12 protein-coding genes are annotated in these 17,593 nt (G+C 62.2%); 7 read left to right on the top strand and 5 right to left on the bottom strand.

The window, feature by feature from the left end:
* Positions 1-110: 110 nt before the first annotated feature.
* Positions 111-1,694: a peptide chain release factor 3 gene (locus tag J3P97_RS03810; RefSeq protein ID WP_434673514.1), complete on the bottom strand. Its 1,584-nt coding sequence runs from the start codon at positions 1,692-1,694 to the stop codon at positions 111-113.
* A 333-nt stretch (positions 1,695-2,027) separates the two neighbouring features.
* Between J3P97_RS03810 and J3P97_RS03805 the strand changes: the two genes are divergently transcribed.
* The 5 genes from J3P97_RS03805 (at position 2,028) to J3P97_RS03785 (ending at position 7,157) form a co-directional block, all read left to right on the top strand.
* On the top strand, positions 2,028-2,744 hold the full coding sequence (locus J3P97_RS03805; RefSeq protein WP_186612146.1) for an ABC transporter permease: 717 nt from the start codon (positions 2,028-2,030) through the stop codon (positions 2,742-2,744).
* Positions 2,745-2,768: 24 nt separating this feature from the next.
* Positions 2,769-3,671: a glycine betaine ABC transporter substrate-binding protein gene (locus tag J3P97_RS03800; protein WP_434602801.1), complete on the top strand. Its 903-nt coding sequence runs from the start codon at positions 2,769-2,771 to the stop codon at positions 3,669-3,671.
* Between the two features lie 15 nt (positions 3,672-3,686).
* Positions 3,687-4,340: an ABC transporter permease gene (locus tag J3P97_RS03795; protein ID WP_305496867.1), complete on the top strand. Its 654-nt coding sequence runs from the start codon at positions 3,687-3,689 to the stop codon at positions 4,338-4,340.
* Entirely contained in the window at positions 4,337-5,494 is a 1,158-nt protein-coding gene (locus J3P97_RS03790) for an osmoprotectant ABC transporter ATP-binding protein OsmV (protein WP_434673513.1), read from the top strand. Before J3P97_RS03795 ends, J3P97_RS03790 begins: the two co-directional genes overlap by 4 nt.
* Before the next feature lie 499 nt (positions 5,495-5,993).
* Complete coding sequence (locus J3P97_RS03785) at positions 5,994-7,157, top strand: type III PLP-dependent enzyme (RefSeq protein WP_434569840.1); 1,164 nt, start codon at positions 5,994-5,996, stop codon at positions 7,155-7,157.
* A gap of 36 nt (positions 7,158-7,193) precedes the next feature.
* On the opposite strand, the gene J3P97_RS03780 is transcribed toward J3P97_RS03785, so the two are convergent.
* Positions 7,194-7,955, bottom strand: coding sequence for a tetratricopeptide repeat protein (locus tag J3P97_RS03780; protein ID WP_434673512.1), 762 nt, complete (start codon positions 7,953-7,955; stop codon positions 7,194-7,196).
* Entirely contained in the window at positions 7,956-8,636 is a 681-nt protein-coding gene (locus tag J3P97_RS03775; RefSeq protein WP_434673511.1) for a Fe2+-dependent dioxygenase, read from the bottom strand. It lies immediately after the preceding gene.
* A 209-nt stretch (positions 8,637-8,845) separates the two neighbouring features.
* Here J3P97_RS03775 and J3P97_RS03770 point away from each other — a divergent pair, with 209 nt between their 5' ends.
* Both J3P97_RS03770 and J3P97_RS03765 read left to right on the top strand, forming a co-directional pair.
* Positions 8,846-11,164 carry a TonB-dependent receptor gene (locus tag J3P97_RS03770; protein ID WP_434673510.1) on the top strand — a complete coding sequence of 773 codons (2,319 nt, stop codon included), beginning with the start codon at positions 8,846-8,848 and terminating at the stop codon, positions 11,162-11,164.
* A 284-nt stretch (positions 11,165-11,448) separates the two neighbouring features.
* On the top strand, positions 11,449-13,974 hold the full coding sequence (locus J3P97_RS03765) for a PepSY domain-containing protein (protein ID WP_434674502.1): 2,526 nt from the start codon (positions 11,449-11,451) through the stop codon (positions 13,972-13,974).
* Positions 13,975-14,112: 138 nt separating this feature from the next.
* On the opposite strand, the gene J3P97_RS03760 is transcribed toward J3P97_RS03765, so the two are convergent.
* Positions 14,113-15,654, bottom strand: a complete 1,542-nt coding sequence (locus tag J3P97_RS03760; RefSeq protein WP_434673509.1) for an alkaline phosphatase D family protein — start codon at positions 15,652-15,654, stop codon at positions 14,113-14,115.
* Positions 15,655-15,845: 191 nt separating this feature from the next.
* Complete coding sequence (locus tag J3P97_RS03755; RefSeq protein ID WP_434673508.1) at positions 15,846-17,588, bottom strand: PTS fructose-like transporter subunit IIB; 1,743 nt, start codon at positions 17,586-17,588, stop codon at positions 15,846-15,848.
* Between the last annotated feature and the right edge of the window lie 5 nt (positions 17,589-17,593).

Here is a 17,593-nt window from a genome sequence, read left to right as displayed (position 1 = left end):
GGAGCGAGCTTGCTCGCGATGACGGCGGCACATCCAAAATGGATATGGCTGACACTCCGCTTTCGCGAGCAGGCTCGCTCCCACAGGTTTTCGGTTTAGACGCCTGGGGCTTAGTGATGCTCACGCGTCGCGCGGAATTTCACATCTGGCCAGCGCTCTTCCATCAGCGCGAGGTTGACCCGTGTTGGCGCCAGGTAGGTCAGGTGGCCGCCGCCGTCCAGCGCGAGGTTTTCCACGGCCTTGTTGGAAAATTCCTCGAGTTTTTTCTTGTCTTCGCATTCAATCCAGCGGGCGGAATATACGGTGATCGGCTCGTAGGAGCACTCGACCTTGTATTCCTCTTTCAGGCGGCTGGCGACGACGTCGAACTGCAGCACACCGACGGCGCCGAGGATGATGTCGTTGCTGCGCTCCGGGAAGAACACCTGGGTGGCGCCCTCTTCGGCCAACTGCTGGAGGCCCTGGCGCAGTTGCTTGGACTTGAGCGGATCCTTCAGGCGTACGCGGCGGAACAGTTCCGGGGCGAAGTGCGGGATGCCGGTAAAACCCAGGGCTTCGCCTTCGGTGAAGGTGTCGCCGATCTGGATGGTGCCGTGGTTGTGCAGGCCGATGATGTCGCCGGCGAAGGCCTCTTCCAGTTGCTCGCGTTCCGAGGAGAAGAAGGTCAAGGCGTCGCCGATGCGCACGTCCTTGCCGGTGCGCACGTGGCGCATCTTCATGCCCTTCTCGTACTTGCCGGAGCAAATGCGCATGAAGGCGATACGGTCGCGGTGCTTGGGGTCCATGTTCGCCTGGATCTTGAACACGAAGCCTGCAAATTTCTCTTCCACCGGCTCCACGGTGCGCTCGTTGGCAACGCGTGGCAGCGGGCGCGGGGCCCAATCGACGACTGCGTCGAGCACATGGTCGACGCCGAAGTTGCCCAGGGCGGTCCCGAAGAACACCGGGGTCAGTTGGCCGTCGAGGAATTCCTGCTGGTTGAATTCATGGCAGGCGCCCTGCACCAGCTCCAGCTGCTCGACAAAGCGGTCGTATTCGTCGCCCAGGTGCGCGCGGGCCTCGTCGGAGTCGAGCTTCTCGATGATCTTGGTTTCGGTGCGCTCATGACCGTGGCCGGCGGTGTAGACGATGATGTAGTCGTCGGCCAGGTGGTAAACGCCTTTGAAGTCGCGGTAGCAACCGATCGGCCAGGTGATCGGCGCGGCCTTGATCTTCAGGACCGCTTCGATTTCGTCGAGCAGTTCAATCGGGTCGCGAATGTCGCGGTCGAGCTTGTTGATGAAGCTGACGATCGGCGTGTCCCGCAGACGGCAGACGTCCATCAGCGCGATGGTCCGTGGCTCGACGCCCTTACCGCCGTCGAGGACCATCAAGGCCGAGTCCACCGCGGTCAGGGTACGGTAGGTGTCTTCGGAGAAGTCTTCGTGGCCCGGGGTATCGAGCAGGTTGATCATATGCTCGCGATATGGGAACTGCATGACCGACGTGGTAATGGAAATACCCCGCTGCTTTTCCATCTCCATCCAGTCGGAGGTGGCGTGGCGGTCGGACTTGCGGGACTTCACCGTGCCGGCCACCGCAATCGCCTTGCCCATCAGCAAGAGCTTTTCGGTGATGGTGGTCTTACCGGCATCGGGGTGGGAAATAATGGCGAAAGTGCGGCGTTTCGCGACTTCGGCGGCCTGTTTGGTCATGGGAAATCGCCTGGCAGGTGATTCAAAAAAGGGCGGCGATTATAGCTCAACTTGTGCCAGGAACCGAACCGTTGAGCACATCAAGGGTGGCCAGATGCTGCCGCACATGGGAACCTTTTGCCGCGTGGAGGCGTCCACCACCCTGATACGAGCAACCGTCAGGGTCTGAAAAATCAGCAAGTTAGCCTGACGAGGCTGCGCTCATGGCTCGCTTCGACAGCCGTTTTGACGGCATCGAAAAGAGCTGCTTCTCGCGAACGTTTTCCCGGCAACCAATGAAGGTCCGCCGCCCGGGAAAGCGTGCGCCGACTAAAAATACAAAGGAGTCCGCCTGTGGCTATCCGCTATGGCAAAGGGCTTATCGGGGGGGCGGTCGTCGTCGCCCTCCTGGCCCTGTTGGTCCACTGGATCGGCATCGATACGATCCACCGTTACCGCGACGACCTGCTGTTCTACCTGCAAGCGCACCTGATGCTTGTACTGGCTTCCATGTTGGCGGCCCTGATCGTCGGCATTCCCGCCGGCATCGCCCTCAGCCGCCCCGGCATGGTCGGGCGCGCCGAACGCTTCATGCAAGTGTTCAACATCGGCAATACCGTGCCGCCCCTGGCCGTGCTGGCCATTGCCCTGGGTATCCTGGGCATCGGCAGCGGGCCGGCGATCTTCGCCCTGTTCCTCGCCTCGCTGTTGCCCATCGTGCGCAACACCTATGAAGGCCTGAAAAATGTCCAGGGCTCGCTCAAGGAAGCTGCCGTCGGCATCGGCATGACCCCGCGCCAGGTGCTGTGGAAAGTCGAGCTGCCCAACGCCGTGCCGATCATCGTCGGTGGCGTGCGCGTAGCCCTGGCGATCAACGTCGGCACCGCACCGCTGGCGTTCCTGATCGGCGCCAACAGCCTTGGCAGCCTGATTTTCCCCGGCATCGCCTTGAACAATCAGCCGCAATTGCTGCTCGGCGCGGCCTGCACCGCCTTGCTGGCGCTGCTGCTTGACGGCCTGGTAACCCTGGCCAGCCGCCTCTGGCTGGAACGCGGTCTGCGACCGTCCTGAGCCTGGCTGGATAAAGGAATCATTATGAAGAAGTTGAGCTTGATCCTGGGCTGCCTGCTGCTGTTCGCGGGATTCGCCCAAGCCGCTGAAAAACCGCTGATCCGCCTCGGTGCCCGGGTGTTTACCGAGCAGACCCTGCTGGCCGAGATCACCGCGCAATACCTGCGCGACAAGGGCTACGACGCTCAGGTCACTGGCGGGCTGGGCAGCAACCTGGCCCGCAGCGCCCATGAAACCGGGCAGTTGGATTTACTCTGGGAATACACCGGCGTGTCGCTGGTTTCCTACAACCATGTCACGGAAAAACTCGACAGCGCTCAGTCCTACGCCCGGGTGAAAGAACTCGACGCGAAAAAAGGCCTGGTCTGGCTCGCGCCGTCGAAATTCAGCAACACCTACGCCTTGGCCCTGCCGGAGAAAGTCGCAAAGAAGTACCCGCAGATCAATTCCATCAGCCAATTGAATACGGTGCTGCAGACCGAGGCCGAGGAAAATCACCTGGTCGCGCTGGACACCGAGTTCGCCAACCGTTCCGACGGCCTGGCCGGCATGGTCGAGCGCTACGGCATGAACCTGACCCGCAAGAATATCCGGCAGATGGACGCCGGCCTGGTCTACACCGCCCTGCGCAACAGCCAGGTGTTCGCCGGACTGGTGTACACCACCGACGGCCGACTGAACGCGTTCAAGCTGAAGCTGCTGGAGGACGACAAGCACTATTTCCCCGACTACACCGCCGCGCCAGTGGTGCGCCAGGCCTTCCTCGACGCCCATCCGCAACTGGCCGCGCAACTCAAGCCACTGGCCGAATTGTTCGACGACGAAACCATGCGCCAGCTCAACGCCCGTGTGGATGTCGATCATGAAAGCCCTTCCGCCGTTGCCGCCGATTTCCTGCGCCAGCATTCCCTGCTCTCAACCCAATGACCTGGAGGAAAAGCCATGGATTTTCTTGACGCCTTTTCCCATCTGGACTGGCCGCTGGTGCTGCACCTGACCTGGCAGCACATCACCCTGGTGGGCATCGCCGTGACCCTGGCGATAATCGTCGGCGTGCCGCTGGGCATTTTCATGACCCGCTTCCCGGCGCTCGCCGGCCCATTGCAAGCCAGCGCCACGGTACTGTTGACCATTCCGTCGATAGCCCTGTTCGGCCTGCTGCTGCCGTTCTATTCCAAGTTCGGCCAGGGCCTGGGTCCGATGCCGGCGATCACCGCGGTGTTCCTTTATTCGCTGCTGCCGATCATGCGCAACACGTACCTGGCCTTGACCGGCGTCGAACCGGGCATTCGTGAAGCCGCCCGCGGCATCGGCATGACCTTCGGCCAGCGCCTGCGCATGGTCGAACTGCCGATTGCCGTGCCGGTGATCCTCGCCGGCGTACGCACCGCCGTGGTCATGAACATCGGCGTCATGACCATCGCCGCCACCATCGGCGCCGGTGGCCTGGGCGTGCTCATCCTCGCTTCCATCAGCCGCAGCGACATGTCGATGCTGATCGTCGGCGCCGTGCTGGTCAGCCTCCTGGCCATCTTCGCCGACCTGCTTCTGCAATGGCTGCAACGCTCGCTGACCCCGAAAGGACTATTAAAATGATCGAACTTCAAAACCTCAGCAAAACCTTCAAGAGCAACGGCAAGGATGTGAAAGCCGTGGACTCGGTGAACCTGACCGTCAACGAAGGCGAGATCTGCGTGTTCCTCGGGCCGTCGGGCTGTGGCAAAAGCACCACGCTGAAGATGATCAACCGCTTGATCCCGCCGACCTCGGGCAAGGTATTGATCAACGGCGAAGACACCACCGGCCTCGACGAGGTGACCCTGCGCCGCAACATCGGCTACGTGATCCAGCAGATCGGCCTGTTCCCGAACATGACCATCGAGGAGAACATCACCGTGGTCCCGCGCCTGCTCGGCTGGGACAAGCAGAAATGCCACGACCGCGCCCGCGAGTTGATGAGCATGATCAAGCTCGAACCCAAGCAGTACCTGCATCGCTACCCCCGTGAACTGTCGGGCGGCCAGCAGCAGCGGATCGGCGTGATCCGCGCCCTGGCCGCCGATGCGCCGTTGCTGCTGATGGACGAACCTTTCGGCGCGGTCGATCCGATCAACCGCGAGATGATCCAGAACGAGTTCTTCGAGATGCAACGGGCGCTGAACAAGACCGTGATCATGGTCAGCCACGACATCGACGAAGCCATCAAGCTGGGCGACAAGATCGCGATCTTCCGCGCCGGCAAGCTGGTCCAGTGCGATCACCCGGACACGCTCCTCGCCCACCCAGCCGATGAATTCGTCAGCAACTTCGTCGGCCAGGACAGCACGCTCAAGCGCCTGTTGCTGGTCAAGGCCGAAGACGCGGCGGACAACGCCCCGTCGGTCAGCCCCGAGACGCCGGTGGCCGAGGCGCTGGAATTGATGGACGAACACGACCGGCGCTACGTGGTGGTTACCTGCGCCGACAACAAGGCGCTGGGGTATGTGCGCCGTCGCGACCTGTACCGCCAGACCGGCACTTGCGGGCAGTTCCTGCGGGAATTCAACGCCACCGCGGCCTATGACGAACATCTGCGGATCCTGTTGTCGCGTATGTATGAGTTCAACCGTTCGTGGCTGCCGGTGATGGATGCCGAGCGGGTCTTTCTTGGGGAAGTGACCCAGGAATCGATTGCCGAATACCTGAGCTCCGGCAAGTCCCGTGGCGGCAAGACCAGCATCGTCTCGCCGGCCGAGACCGCGTCTATCTAGGCGGGAAAAGAGTGCCTTTGTAGCTGGCTTTTGTGGCGAGGGAGCTTGCTCCCGCTGGGTCGCGAAGCGGCCCCAAAAAAAGCGATGGGCGCTTCGCACCCAAGCGGGAGCAAGCTCCCTCGCCACAAGTGCAAACGTGACATCCAACAGGCTCGAAAACCGATCCGAGGGAACATCAACCTGTCACACCGGTCGGTTACATCATGAGCTGTCGCGCGCCGCAGGACGGAGACGTGCAAAAACGCGACATTTTTAGTTGATCTCAGGCCCCTCACGCCCTAAAGTTCGCGCCGAACGTCCATGCTGGAAACGATCCATCCGGCTCAAGTACTGACGACGAGACAGCAAGGCCAAGGGAATCACGCATCCCGTGGCCTTTTTGCTTTCGGCGACATGCCTTGGGAAGTAGGCGAACCAAAGTGGGGATACGGAGGACGTTCGCGGGGGTTGCTGCCCTCAAACCCATTGATCCTGATGTTTGCCAGTAGGAGTCCCAAGTATGTCGATCCAGGTCGAAGATTATTTTGCGCGCGAAACCTTTCAGAAAATGAAGGCGTTCGCCGACAAGCAGGAAACCCCGTTCGTGGTGATCGACACCGCGATGATCTCGAAGGCCTATGACGACCTGCGCGCCGGTTTCGAATTCGCCAAGGTCTACTACGCCGTCAAGGCCAACCCGGCGGTGGAAATCATCGACCTGCTCAAGGATAAAGGCTCGAACTTCGACATCGCCTCGATCTATGAGCTGGACAAGGTGATGAGCCGTGGCGTCGGCCCGGACCAGATCAGCTACGGCAACACCATCAAGAAATCCAAGGACATCCGCTACTTCTACGAGAAGGGCGTGCGCCTCTACGCCACCGACTCCGAAGCCGACCTGCGCAATATCGCCAAGGCCGCGCCGGGTTCGAAAGTCTATGTGCGCATCCTCACCGAAGGTTCGACCACGGCTGACTGGCCACTGTCGCGCAAGTTCGGCTGCCAGACCGACATGGCCATGGACCTGCTGATCCTCGCCCGCGACCTGGGCCTGGTGCCTTACGGCATCTCGTTCCACGTCGGCTCGCAACAGCGCGACATCAGCGTCTGGGACGCGGCCATCGCCAAGGTCAAGGTGATCTTCGAGCGTCTGAAAGAAGAAGACGGCATCGTCCTGAAGCTGATTAACATGGGCGGTGGCTTCCCGGCCAACTACATCACCCGCACCAACAGCCTGGAAACCTACGCCGAGGAAATCATCCGCTTCCTCAAGGAAGACTTCGGCGACGAACTGCCGGAAATCATCCTCGAGCCGGGCCGTTCGTTGATCGCCAACGCCGGCATCCTGGTCAGCGAAGTGGTGCTGGTGGCGCGCAAGTCGCGTACCGCCGTCGAGCGTTGGGTGTACACCGACGTGGGCAAATTCTCCGGCCTGATCGAAACCATGGACGAAGCCATCAAGTTCCCGATCTGGACCGAGAAGAAAGGCGAGATGGAAGAAGTGGTCATCGCCGGCCCGACCTGCGACAGCGCCGACATCATGTACGAAAACTACAAATACGGTTTGCCGCTGAACCTGGCGATTGGCGATCGTTTGTACTGGCTGTCGACCGGTGCCTACACCACCAGCTACAGCGCTGTGGAGTTCAATGGCTTTCCGCCGCTGAAGTCGTTCTACGTGTAAAAACGCGCTTGCCTGACCCAAAAGCCCGTGATTTGCTCACGGGCTTTTTTGCATCTGCTGGATTCGCGCCTGATAGGCCTCGATCAGTGGAGACAACGCAGTCAGCCGCGCCGTCTGCAAGGTTTGCACGGCGACACGAAGAAAATTCAGATTCCCTCCGGCCAACGCCCGGCGCAACCACACCAAGCCCTCTTCGATACGGGCATCGGCAATCAATACGCAGCCATGGCTGAACTGCCCCCGAAAATCCCCGCCTTCGGCCGAACGTCGATACCACCGGGCCGCCGCCACCGGGTCCGCCGGGCAGAAACGCCCCTCTTCCAGATACCGCCCCAACAGATTCATTGATTTGGCGTGCCCCAGCTCGGCCGCGCGCAAATAAAGGACCAATGCCTGCGACTGATTCTCAGAAACGCCGCGCCCAGTCGCCAGCAGGTTGGCCAGGTTGTACATCGCCCAATCCAGTCCTGCCTCGGCTGCCTGGCGATAATGTCCGGCCGCGACCGAAGGATCGGCGACACAACCCCAGCCATGCTCATGGCATCGCCCCAGCATGTTGCGCGCCATCAGGTGCCCGCGTTGGGCGGCGATTTCGAACCAGCGCCGGGCCAGGGTTTTGTCCTGTTCGATACCGCGCCCATCGAGGAGGATCTGCCCCAGCAGCGCCTGGGCCTCAAGCAGCCCTTCGCCCGCTGCGATCAAAATCGCCTGGGCCGCCCGCGCCGGGCTGTCCTCGAGCATGGCCTTGAGGGCCTCGCCGTCGAGCACTTCCTCGCGGCGCAGACGAAAATCCGCCACCTACACCTCGACCCAGCGACGCAACAGGTTGTGGTAGGTGCCGGTCAGGCGAATCAACGACGGATGCTCGGGCACGTCCCGGGTCAGTTCCCGGATCGCACCGTCTATCTCGAACAGCAGCGCGCGCTGGCTGTCTTCGCGCACCAGGCTCTGGGTCCAGAAGAACGAGGCATAGCGTGCGCCACGGGTAACCGCGTTGACCTTGTGCAGGCTGGTGCCCGGATACAACACCATGTCCCCGGCCGGCAATTTGACCCGTTGGGTGCCGTAGGTGTCCTGGATTTCCAGCTCGCCGCCGTCGTAGTCCTCCGGGTCGCTGAAGAACAGCGTGGCCGACAGGTCGGTGCGCACCCGCTCGGCACTGCCCTTGGGCTGGCGTACGGCATTGTCGATATGGAAATCGAAACAGCCGCCAGCGGTGTAGCAATTCACCAGCGGCGGGAAGACTTTGTGTGGAAGCGCCGCCGACATGAACAAGGGGTTTTTCCACAACCGATCCAGCATGGCCGCGCCGATTTCCTTGGCCAGGGGATGCCCCTCGGGCAGTTGCAGGTTGTGCTTGGCCTTGGCCGATTGATAACCGGCCGTGACCTTGCCATCTGCCCATTCGGCCTGCTCCAGCGCCTCGCGAATACGCTGCACTTCTTCAGGAGAAAACACACCGGGAATGTGCAGCAACATGGCATTCAAGACCTGTGGATAACGCGGGGCGCCAATGTTAGTGATTCTTATTGACTGTGCACAACCCCCGCCAACGCACCACTGGGCAGAAACCGTAAAGGCAAAATGTAAAGAATGTAAATTCCTCCCAAATAGCAATATTTCGCAATTGATACATAAAACTGTTTACCCTATATTCCGCCGCCTCAACCTTGGGAAAGGCACTGTTCATGTCGCGTCAACAATCACAATTACCGATTAATTCACCTCGTCTGCTGGCCTCCGCCATCGGCGTCGCCCTCGGTGCGACGTCAATCGCGCAGATGGCCCAAGCGGCGGAAAAGATCGACGAAAAAGCCCCGCGCAACGCCATCTCCCTGGACGCTACCAGCATTACGGGCGAGGCCCAGGACACGACGTCCTACCAGGTCGAAAAAGCCTCGTCCTCGAAATACACCGCGCCGCTGGTCGACACGCCGCGCTCGGTGACGGTCATTCCCCAGCAGCTGCTCAAGGACACCGGCGCCCTCAACATGCAGGACGCCCTGCGTACTGTGCCGGGCATCACTTTTGGTGCCGGCGAAGGCGGCAACCCCCAGGGCGACCGACCTTTCATCCGTGGCTTCGATGCCCAGGGCGACACTTATCTGGATAACGTGCGTGATACCGGTTCGCAAAGCCGGGAGATCTTTGCGGTGGAGTCCATCGAGGTCAGCAAGGGCCCGAACTCGGCCATCGGCGGCCGCGGCGCCGCCGGCGGCACCATCAATCTGGTGAGCAAGAAAGCCCACTTGGGCGACTCGTTCGACGGCGGCTTCACCTGGGGTTCGGACCAGACCCAGCGCTACACCCTCGACGGCAATTACCAGTTCAGCGACAGCGCCGCCGGCCGGCTCAACCTGATGAGCCACGAAAGCAACGTCGCCGGTCGTGACCAGGTCAACTACGATCGCTGGGGCGTCGCGCCGTCGCTGGCGTTCGGCCTGGGCACCGACACCCGGGTCAACCTCGACTACTACCACCTGGAAAGCAACGACCTGCCGGATTCGGGCATTCCCTACAGGGTTCCCGCCTCGGGCCGCACCGCCGACCGCACCAAAGCCAACCCGGACAAGCCCTATGCCGGCGGCGACAACAGCAACTTCTATGGCCTCACCGACCGCGACTTCCGCAAGACCCGCGTCGACACCGCGACCATCGCCGTCGAGCATGACCTGAGCGATGCGCTGACCGTCAAGAACACCCTGCGCCACGGCTCCAGCATGCAGGACTACATCCTCACCCAACCCGACGACAGCAAGGGCAACGTCAACAACGGTACGGTCTGGCGGCGCGTCAACAGCCGCGTCAGCAACGTCGACACCACCACTAACCAGACTGATCTGTTCGGTGATTTTTATGTGGCCGGCTTCAAGAACAGTTTCTCCACCGGCATCGAGCTGAGCCGCGAGACCGGCGAGAAAACTTCGTACAACGTCAACACCGACACCGTACCGGGCACCACCGCCGCGAACACCAACTGCACGCCGGCCCTGGTCGGCGCACCGAGCGGCTACAACTGCACGTCGCTGTCCAACCCGAACCCGAACGATCCCTGGAACGGCGCGATTTCGCGCAACTACGCCGGCACCGACGCCACCAGCGTCACCCGCGCGCTCTACGTGTTCGACACGCTGGAACTGTCACCGCAGTGGCTGGTGAACATGGGCTTGCGCTACGACCACTTCGACACGAAATACAAGACTTACGACGCCGCCGGTACCACCACGTCCAAGGGTGACGACACCAGCGAATTCGTCACCGGCCAGTTCGGCCTGGTCTGGAAACCAGCCGACAACGGCAGCATCTATGCGTCCTACGCGACCTCGGCCACGCCGCCCGGCAGCATGGTTGGCGAAGGCATCGAGGGCAATCCGCTCGGTGGGACGCCAGACCGCAGCGGCAACCTGCTCGCCAGTGACATGGAGCCGGAAACCACCAAGAACTACGAGATCGGCACCAAGTGGGACTTGCTCGACAGCCGGCTTTCGCTGACCGCGGCGATTTTCCGCACCGAGAAGGAAAATGCCCGGGTGCAGGTCGACACCACGACCTATGAAAACGCCGGCAAGACTCGCGTCGACGGCCTGGAGCTGTCGGCCAGCGGCAAGCTCACCGAGAAATGGCAGGTGTTCGCCGGCTACAGCTACCTGGACAGTGAGCAGGTCGATGGCGGGCCGATGAGCACCAGCGATGGCAACGAGTTGCCGAACACGCCGAAAAACAGCGCCAGCGTCTGGACCACCTACGCGCTCACGCCAAAGCTGACCATCGGTGGCGGGGCATTTTATGTGGATGATGTGTTCGGCAGCGTGGCGAACACCACCATGGTCGACTCTTATGTGCGTTATGACGCCATGGCCAGCTACAAGGTCAGCAAGCACCTGGACCTGCAACTCAACGTGCAGAACCTGACCGACGAGACTTACTACGACAAGGCGTTCTCGACCCACTTCGCCAACCAGGCGGCCGGGCGCACGGCGTTGTTGAGTACCAATTTCCACTTCTGACCGGTTGAAAGAACCCGACGCCGATGGCGGGGAGTGAACCTGTGGGAGCGAGCCTGCTCGCGAAAGCGGAGTGTCAATTGGCATATGCCTGACTGACACGACGTCTTCGCGAGCAGGCTCGCTCCCACAGGATCTAGCCACCGCCCCATTACTGACCGGCACCGGGCAAAAGCCCCGTTCATGCAAATGAATGGGGCTTTTATGTGTGTTTATGAATGCTTCTCGATAACACACGGCATAATGCACGCCGTGACAAACAGTACTGAATGAACAAGGCGGGCGACGTGTTGAAGAAAACCCTGTTCCAGTTGCACTGGTTTTTCGGCATCAGTGCCGGGCTGGTCCTGGCGTTGATGGGCGTTACCGGTGCGGTGGTGTCTTTCCAGGACGAGATTCTGCGGGCATTAAACCCGGAGGTGCTGACGGTTGAAAAACAACCGGCCGGCGTCCTGCCGCCCGCCGAACTGGTGGAACAGATCGAAGCCGCCTCCGGCAAGACCGTCGCCATGCTCTGGGTCGAGACCGACAGCGGCAACGCCGCGCGGGCGATCTTCACCGCCCCGCCCGGAGAGAAACGCGGGCCGATGCGCTACTTCAACCCCTATAACGCGCAGTTCCTGGGTGACGTGGTGGGCCAGGATTTCTTCGGCCTGATGCTCAGGCTGCACCGCGTCCTGACCCTGGACGACGTAGGCCGGCAGATCACCGGCGCCTGCACGCTGATCCTGGTGTTCTTCTGCTTGTCCGGCCTCTACCTGCGCTGGCCACGCCAGTGGAAAAACTGGCGCGCCTGGCTGACCCTCGATTGGGCGAAAAAGGGCCGCAGCTTCAATTGGGACCTGCACTCCGTCGCGGGCACCTGGTGCCTGCTGTTCTATCTGTTGGCCGCCCTGACCGGGCTGACCTGGTCCTATGAGTGGTACAACAAAGGCCTGACCCGCCTGCTTTCCGATTCGCCCAAGGATGAGCGCGTGCGCACCCGTGGCCCGGCACCGAGCGGGCCGGCGCCGATCGCCGATTACCGGGCCATGTGGAGCAGCATCTACAGCGCCGCCGGTCCTGGTCTGTCCGCCTACAACGTGCGCATGCCGCCAGTGGCCGGGCAACCGGCGACGGTTTTCTACCTGCTTAAGGACGCCCCCCATGACCGCGCCCTGAACCAACTCATGCTCGACCCGAGCACCGGCGTCATCAGCCGTCACAGCCGCTACACCGACAAGAGCCTCAAGGCGCAATTGCTCACCAGCATCTATGCCCTGCATGTCGGCAGTTACTTCGGCCTGGTCGGGCGGATCCTGGTGACCGCCGCCGCATTGGCCATGCCGCTGTTTTTCATCACCGGCTGGCTGCTCTACCTGGACCGCCGACGCAAAAAACGTCAGGTCCGCCAGGCTCGCCAAGCGCTTGCAGGCAACCCTGGCGATGCCCCTGCGTGGCTGATCGGCTTCGCCAGCCAGAGCGGTTTTGCCGAGCAACTGGCCTGGCAGACCGCCGGCCAGCTCCAGGCCGCCGGGCTACCGGTGAAGGTCCAGCCGTTGGCCGGCGTCAGCGAAAAGGACTTGAACAGCGCCACCCGCGCGCTGTTTGTCGTCAGCACCTTTGGCGACGGTGACGGACCGGACAGCGCTCGCGGTTTCGAGCGCAAGGTGCTCGGCCGGGCGATGAGCCTGGAACGCCTGCAATACTCGGTCCTCGGCCTCGGTGACCGGCAATATGACAATTTCTGCGGTTTCGCCCGCCGTCTGCACAACTGGCTGGCGGAGCACGGCGGCAAGACGCTGTTCGCGCCGGTGGAAGTGGACAGCGGCGACCCGTACGCCTTGCGGCACTGGCAACAGCAACTGGCCGAGCTGACCGGCCAGCCTCCGGCGGATGCGTGGCAAGCGCCGAGCTTTGAACACTGGACCTTGAGCCAGCGCACCCTGCTCAACCCCGACAGCAGCGGTTCGGGCGTGTACCTGCTCGGCCTCGGCGCCCCCGGCCCGAGCAGTTGGCTGGCCGGTGACCTGGTGGAAATCCTGCCGCGCAATGACCCGTGGGCTATCGAACACTTCCTCGATGGCCTGGGTATCGCCGGTATCGCTCGGGTGCAGGTCGATGGCTTGCAGCAGACGCTCGAACAAGCCCTCGCCACGCGTCAGCTGCCGGAAAACCGCGCCCACCTGGTGGGTCTGCACGCCCAGGCGCTGGTGGAGGCGTTGGCACCGCTGGGGATGCGTGAATATTCCATCGCCTCGATCCCCGCCGACGGTGTACTGGAACTGATCGTACGCCAGGAACGTCACGCCGATGGCAGCCTGGGCATCGGTTCCGGCTGGCTGACCGAGCACGCGCCGCTGGGCAGTCCCATCAGCCTGCGCGTCCGTCGCAACAGCAGCTTCCATCTGCCGCCCCAGGGCCTGCCGATGATTCTGCTGGGCAACGGCACCGGCCTGGCCGGCTTGCGCAGTTTGCTCAAGGCCCGCGTTGCCCAGGGCATGCAGCGCAACTGGCTGCTGTTTGGCGAGCGCAACCGCGAGCATGATTTCCATTGCCGCGACGAACTGCAGGAATGGGTGACCTCCGGCGATCTGGAACGCCTGGACCTGGCGTTCTCCCGGGATCAGGAAAAGAAAATCTACGTCCAGGACCGCCTGCTGGAATCGGCCGCGTTGCTCAAGCAATGGCTGGCCGACGGCGCGGTGATCTATGTCTGCGGCAGCTTGCAGGGGATGGCTTCAGGCGTGGACCACGTGCTCAACCTGGTGCTGGGCCGCGAGGAAGTGGAAAAGCTGATCGAGCAGGGCCGGTATCGGCGGGATGTTTACTGATCCTGGCCGCCCGACATCAACCCTGTGGGAGCGGGCCTGCTCGCGAAGGCGGTGTGTCAGTTTGCACTTGTGTTGCCTGACACACCGTTTTCGCGAGCAGGCTCGCTCCCACATTGATTTTTGTGGTGGGCCTTGGATTCAAACCGGCTGCAACTTCTTCTCGAACACCGCCACGCCCTCAAGATCGCGCAACACCACGCTCATCTCGCCGCTCTGCCCGTCGATGTTCACCTCGCCAAAGAACTGATAACCGGCAAACGGCGAGGTGTTCTGCGCAGGGGGCGCTTTCTGGAATACCACTTCCGGACCGAAGGTCTTGTCCAGGGCATTGGGCCCGAAGCTGCCGGCGTTCAGCGGCCCGGCGACAAACTCCCAGAACGGTTCGAAGTCCTGGAACGCGGCCTGTTCAGGATGGTAATGGTGGGCGGCGCAATAGTGCACATCGGCAGTCAGCCAGACGTAGTTGCGCACCTGATGCTTGCGCAGATAACCGAGCAGTTCGGCAATTTCCACTTCACGCCCCTGGGCCTCGCCCGGGTCACCGTTGGCGACCGCTTCCCAGCGCGGCACGCCGGGGCTGACTTCGCCGTCGGGTACGCCGAGGCCAATGGGCATGTCGGCGGCAATGACTTTCCACTGCGCCCGGGATTGCTTCAGCTCGCGCCTGAGCCAGTTCAGTTGCTCACGCCCCAGGAACGGTTTCGCCGCGCCGAGGTTGGCGTCATTGGCTTCGCGGTAGCTGCGCATGTCCAGCACGAACACATCGAGCATCGGTCCGTAGCCGAGCTTGCGATAGATCCGTCCACCATGGTCGGCCTTCTGCAGGCGCATCGGCGCATATTCCAGCCAGGCCTGTCGCGCACGGCCTACCAGGCTGTGGATATCCTTGGTCTGGTAGCGCTCGTCCAGTTGCTTGCCCGGCGACCAGTTGTTGACCACCTCGTGGTCGTCCCATTGCCAGATCTGCGGCACCTCGGCGTTGAAACGACGGACGTTTTCATCCATCAGGTTGTAGCGGTAGTTGCCGCGATATTCGTCCAGGGTCTCGGCAACCTTGCTCTTGGCTTCGGTGGTCAGGTTGCGCCAGATGCGGCCGCCCTCGGTGGTGACCTGCGCCGGCACCGGGCCGTCGGCGTAGATGGTGTCACCGCTGTGGATAAAAAAGTCCGGCAGGCGCAGGCGCATGGCTTCGTAGATGCGCATGCCGCCAATGTCCGGGTTGATGCCAAATCCCTGGCCGACGGTATCGCCGCTCCAGACAAACCGGATGTTGCGCTTGAACTGCGGCACGCTGCGCAAATGGCCGAGCCAGGGCTCGCTGGTGACACCGCTGCGGGCGTCTTCGAAATGCACGCGGTAGAAAATCGCCTGGTCGGGCGGCAGGCCGGTGAGTTCGACCCGGGCGGTGAAATCGCTGCGGCTGTCGGCCAGCGCCGAGACAAAGCGCCGAGGGTTGGAAAACTGGCTGCGGGTGTCCCACTCCACCACCATCCGCGCCGGGCGGTCGCTGCGACTCCAGATCATCGCCCGGTCGCCCTGCAAGTCGCCTGATTGCACGCCTTCGGTCAGCACCGGCCGATCCTTGACCGAAGCAATCACCGCCGGCGCCAGCCCCGGCAACAACAAACCGGCACCAACGGCTTGCATTACACGGCGACGGCCCAGGTCGAATTCGCTCATGGTGTTCTCCCTTGAAATGGGAAAACTTAAGCATGGCTTTGTGAAGTGGGTGTGACAGGGACTCAGGACGCCCCAATATCAACTGTGGGAGCGAGCTTGCTCGCGATGGCAGGGTGTCAGGCAACTAAAATGTCGACTGATACACCGCTATCGCGAGCAAGCTCGCTCCCACAGGAAACAACAGGGTTGGGTCAGGCCTTCGCCGGCTCCAGCGCCATCTCCACCGCCTCAGGCCGCTTGAGCAGCGCATAGGTCACCGCCGTCAGCAGGCTGCCCGCGACGATTGCCAGCAGGTACAGCAACGCATGATTGATGGCGTTGGGGATCAACAACACGAACAGGCCTCCGTGGGGAGCGGCGAGTTTGCAGCCGAAATACATCGACAGTGCGCCGGCAAGCGCTCCCCCGACGATACTCGAGGGAATTACTCGCAATGGGTCCTTGGCGGCGAACGGAATCGCACCTTCGGAGATGAAACACATGCCGAGGATCATGGCCGCTTTGCCCGCCTCTCGCTCGACCTGTGCAAATTTACTGCGAGCCAGGAAGGTCGCAATACCCAACCCAATCGGAGGCACCATCCCCGCGGCCATGGCCGCCGCAATCGGTGCGCCGCTCTGCGAGGCCAGGAGCCCGACCGAAAAGGAATAGGCCGCCTTGTTGATCGGCCCGCCCAGATCTACACACATCATCCCGCCGAGCAGAACCCCCAACATAACTGCATTGGCTGTGCCCATGTTGCTCAGGAAGTCGGTCAATCCATTGAGCAATTGAGCTACAGGCGGTCCTACCACATAGATCATCACCAGCCCCGTCACCAGGCTGGCCAACAAGGGAATGATCAGAATCGGCTTCAATGCTTCAAGGCTCTGGGGTAAACGTACAAGCCAACTGATCGCTTTTACGCAGTAGCCCGCCAGGAAACCCGCCACGATCCCACCGATGAAACCCGCTCCCAAAGAGCTCGCCAACAGGCCACCGATCATGCCGGGAGCCAGGCCTGGACGGTCGGAGATGGAGTAAGCGATGTATCCCGCGAGTAACGGCACCATCAATTGGAAAGCGTGGTCACCGACAGTTTTCAGCGCGGCAGCGAGTGAGCCTTGCACCTCGAATGCTTTGATCCCAAAGGCAAACGACAGGGCAATCAACAAACCACCCGCCACCACCATCGGCAGCATGAACGAAACACCGGTCAGCAAGTGTTTGTAGACGCCGCTTTTTTCCGCCTTCGCCGGACCGCCGGAAGCCTCGCTGGCAGCGCTTTCCTGCCGACCTTCGGCCAAGGCCTTGTTCAGCGTGGCTTCGGCCTGCTTCAACGCGATGCCGGTGCCGCAGCGGTAGATTTTCTTGCCGGCGAAACGCTCGGTGGCGACTTCAATGTCGGTCGCCAGCAGCACCACGTCGGCCTCGGCAATCGCCTCGGGACTTAACGGATTACGCGCGCCCACCGAGCCCTGGGTTTCGATCTGCAAGTCGTAGCCCAAGCGCGCCGCTGCCTGCTGCAAGGCTTCGGCGGCCATGAAGGTGTGGGCGACGCCGGTCGGGCACGCGGTGATGGCCACCAGGCGCGGGGCGCGCTCGGTCGAGGCCTGTGGTGCTTCGGCGAGCACGTCGGCCTCGGCCAGTACCGCGGCTTCCTCGGCGCCACGCCGCAGCACCGTATCAACGTCTTGCAGGGCCTGGGCCGGGGTGCTGCGAAATACCCGCCTGCCGACGAATCGCGACAGGTCCACCGGGCCGCTGGCAACCAGCAGCACCCACTCGGCCGCCTCAAGCGTGGCGGCCGACAACTGGCGCTCGGGGTGCGCCGGGTCATGCACTTCAACGCTGGTGCTCCAGCCCTGGCGCTGGGCCGCCGCGTCCAGCAGACGGGCGCACAACACACTGGTGACCATGCCGTTCGGGCAGGCCGTCACAATGGCTAATTTCATCTTGC

Source organism: Pseudomonas sp. R1-15 (genome assembly GCF_051132085.1).
Lineage (GTDB): Bacteria > Pseudomonadota > Gammaproteobacteria > Pseudomonadales > Pseudomonadaceae > Aquipseudomonas.
Note: the sequence above shows the minus strand (reverse complement) of the source record. Positions and strands in the feature narration are given on the sequence as shown.

Coding starts and splice junctions, on each gene's coding strand:
- J3P97_RS03770 (WP_434673510.1), top strand. CDS start 8,846: ATGTCGCGTCAACAATCACAATTACCGATTAATTCACCTCGTCTGCTG.
- J3P97_RS03775 (WP_434673511.1), bottom strand. CDS start 8,636: ATGTTGCTGCACATTCCCGGTGTGTTTTCTCCTGAAGAAGTGCAGCGT.
- J3P97_RS03760 (WP_434673509.1), bottom strand. CDS start 15,654: ATGAGCGAATTCGACCTGGGCCGTCGCCGTGTAATGCAAGCCGTTGGT.
- J3P97_RS03755 (WP_434673508.1), bottom strand. CDS start 17,588: ATGAAATTAGCCATTGTGACGGCCTGCCCGAACGGCATGGTCACCAGT.
- J3P97_RS03810 (WP_434673514.1), bottom strand. CDS start 1,694: ATGACCAAACAGGCCGCCGAAGTCGCGAAACGCCGCACTTTCGCCATT.
- J3P97_RS03795 (WP_305496867.1), top strand. CDS start 3,687: ATGGATTTTCTTGACGCCTTTTCCCATCTGGACTGGCCGCTGGTGCTG.
- J3P97_RS03800 (WP_434602801.1), top strand. CDS start 2,769: ATGAAGAAGTTGAGCTTGATCCTGGGCTGCCTGCTGCTGTTCGCGGGA.
- J3P97_RS03785 (WP_434569840.1), top strand. CDS start 5,994: ATGTCGATCCAGGTCGAAGATTATTTTGCGCGCGAAACCTTTCAGAAA.
- J3P97_RS03790 (WP_434673513.1), top strand. CDS start 4,337: ATGATCGAACTTCAAAACCTCAGCAAAACCTTCAAGAGCAACGGCAAG.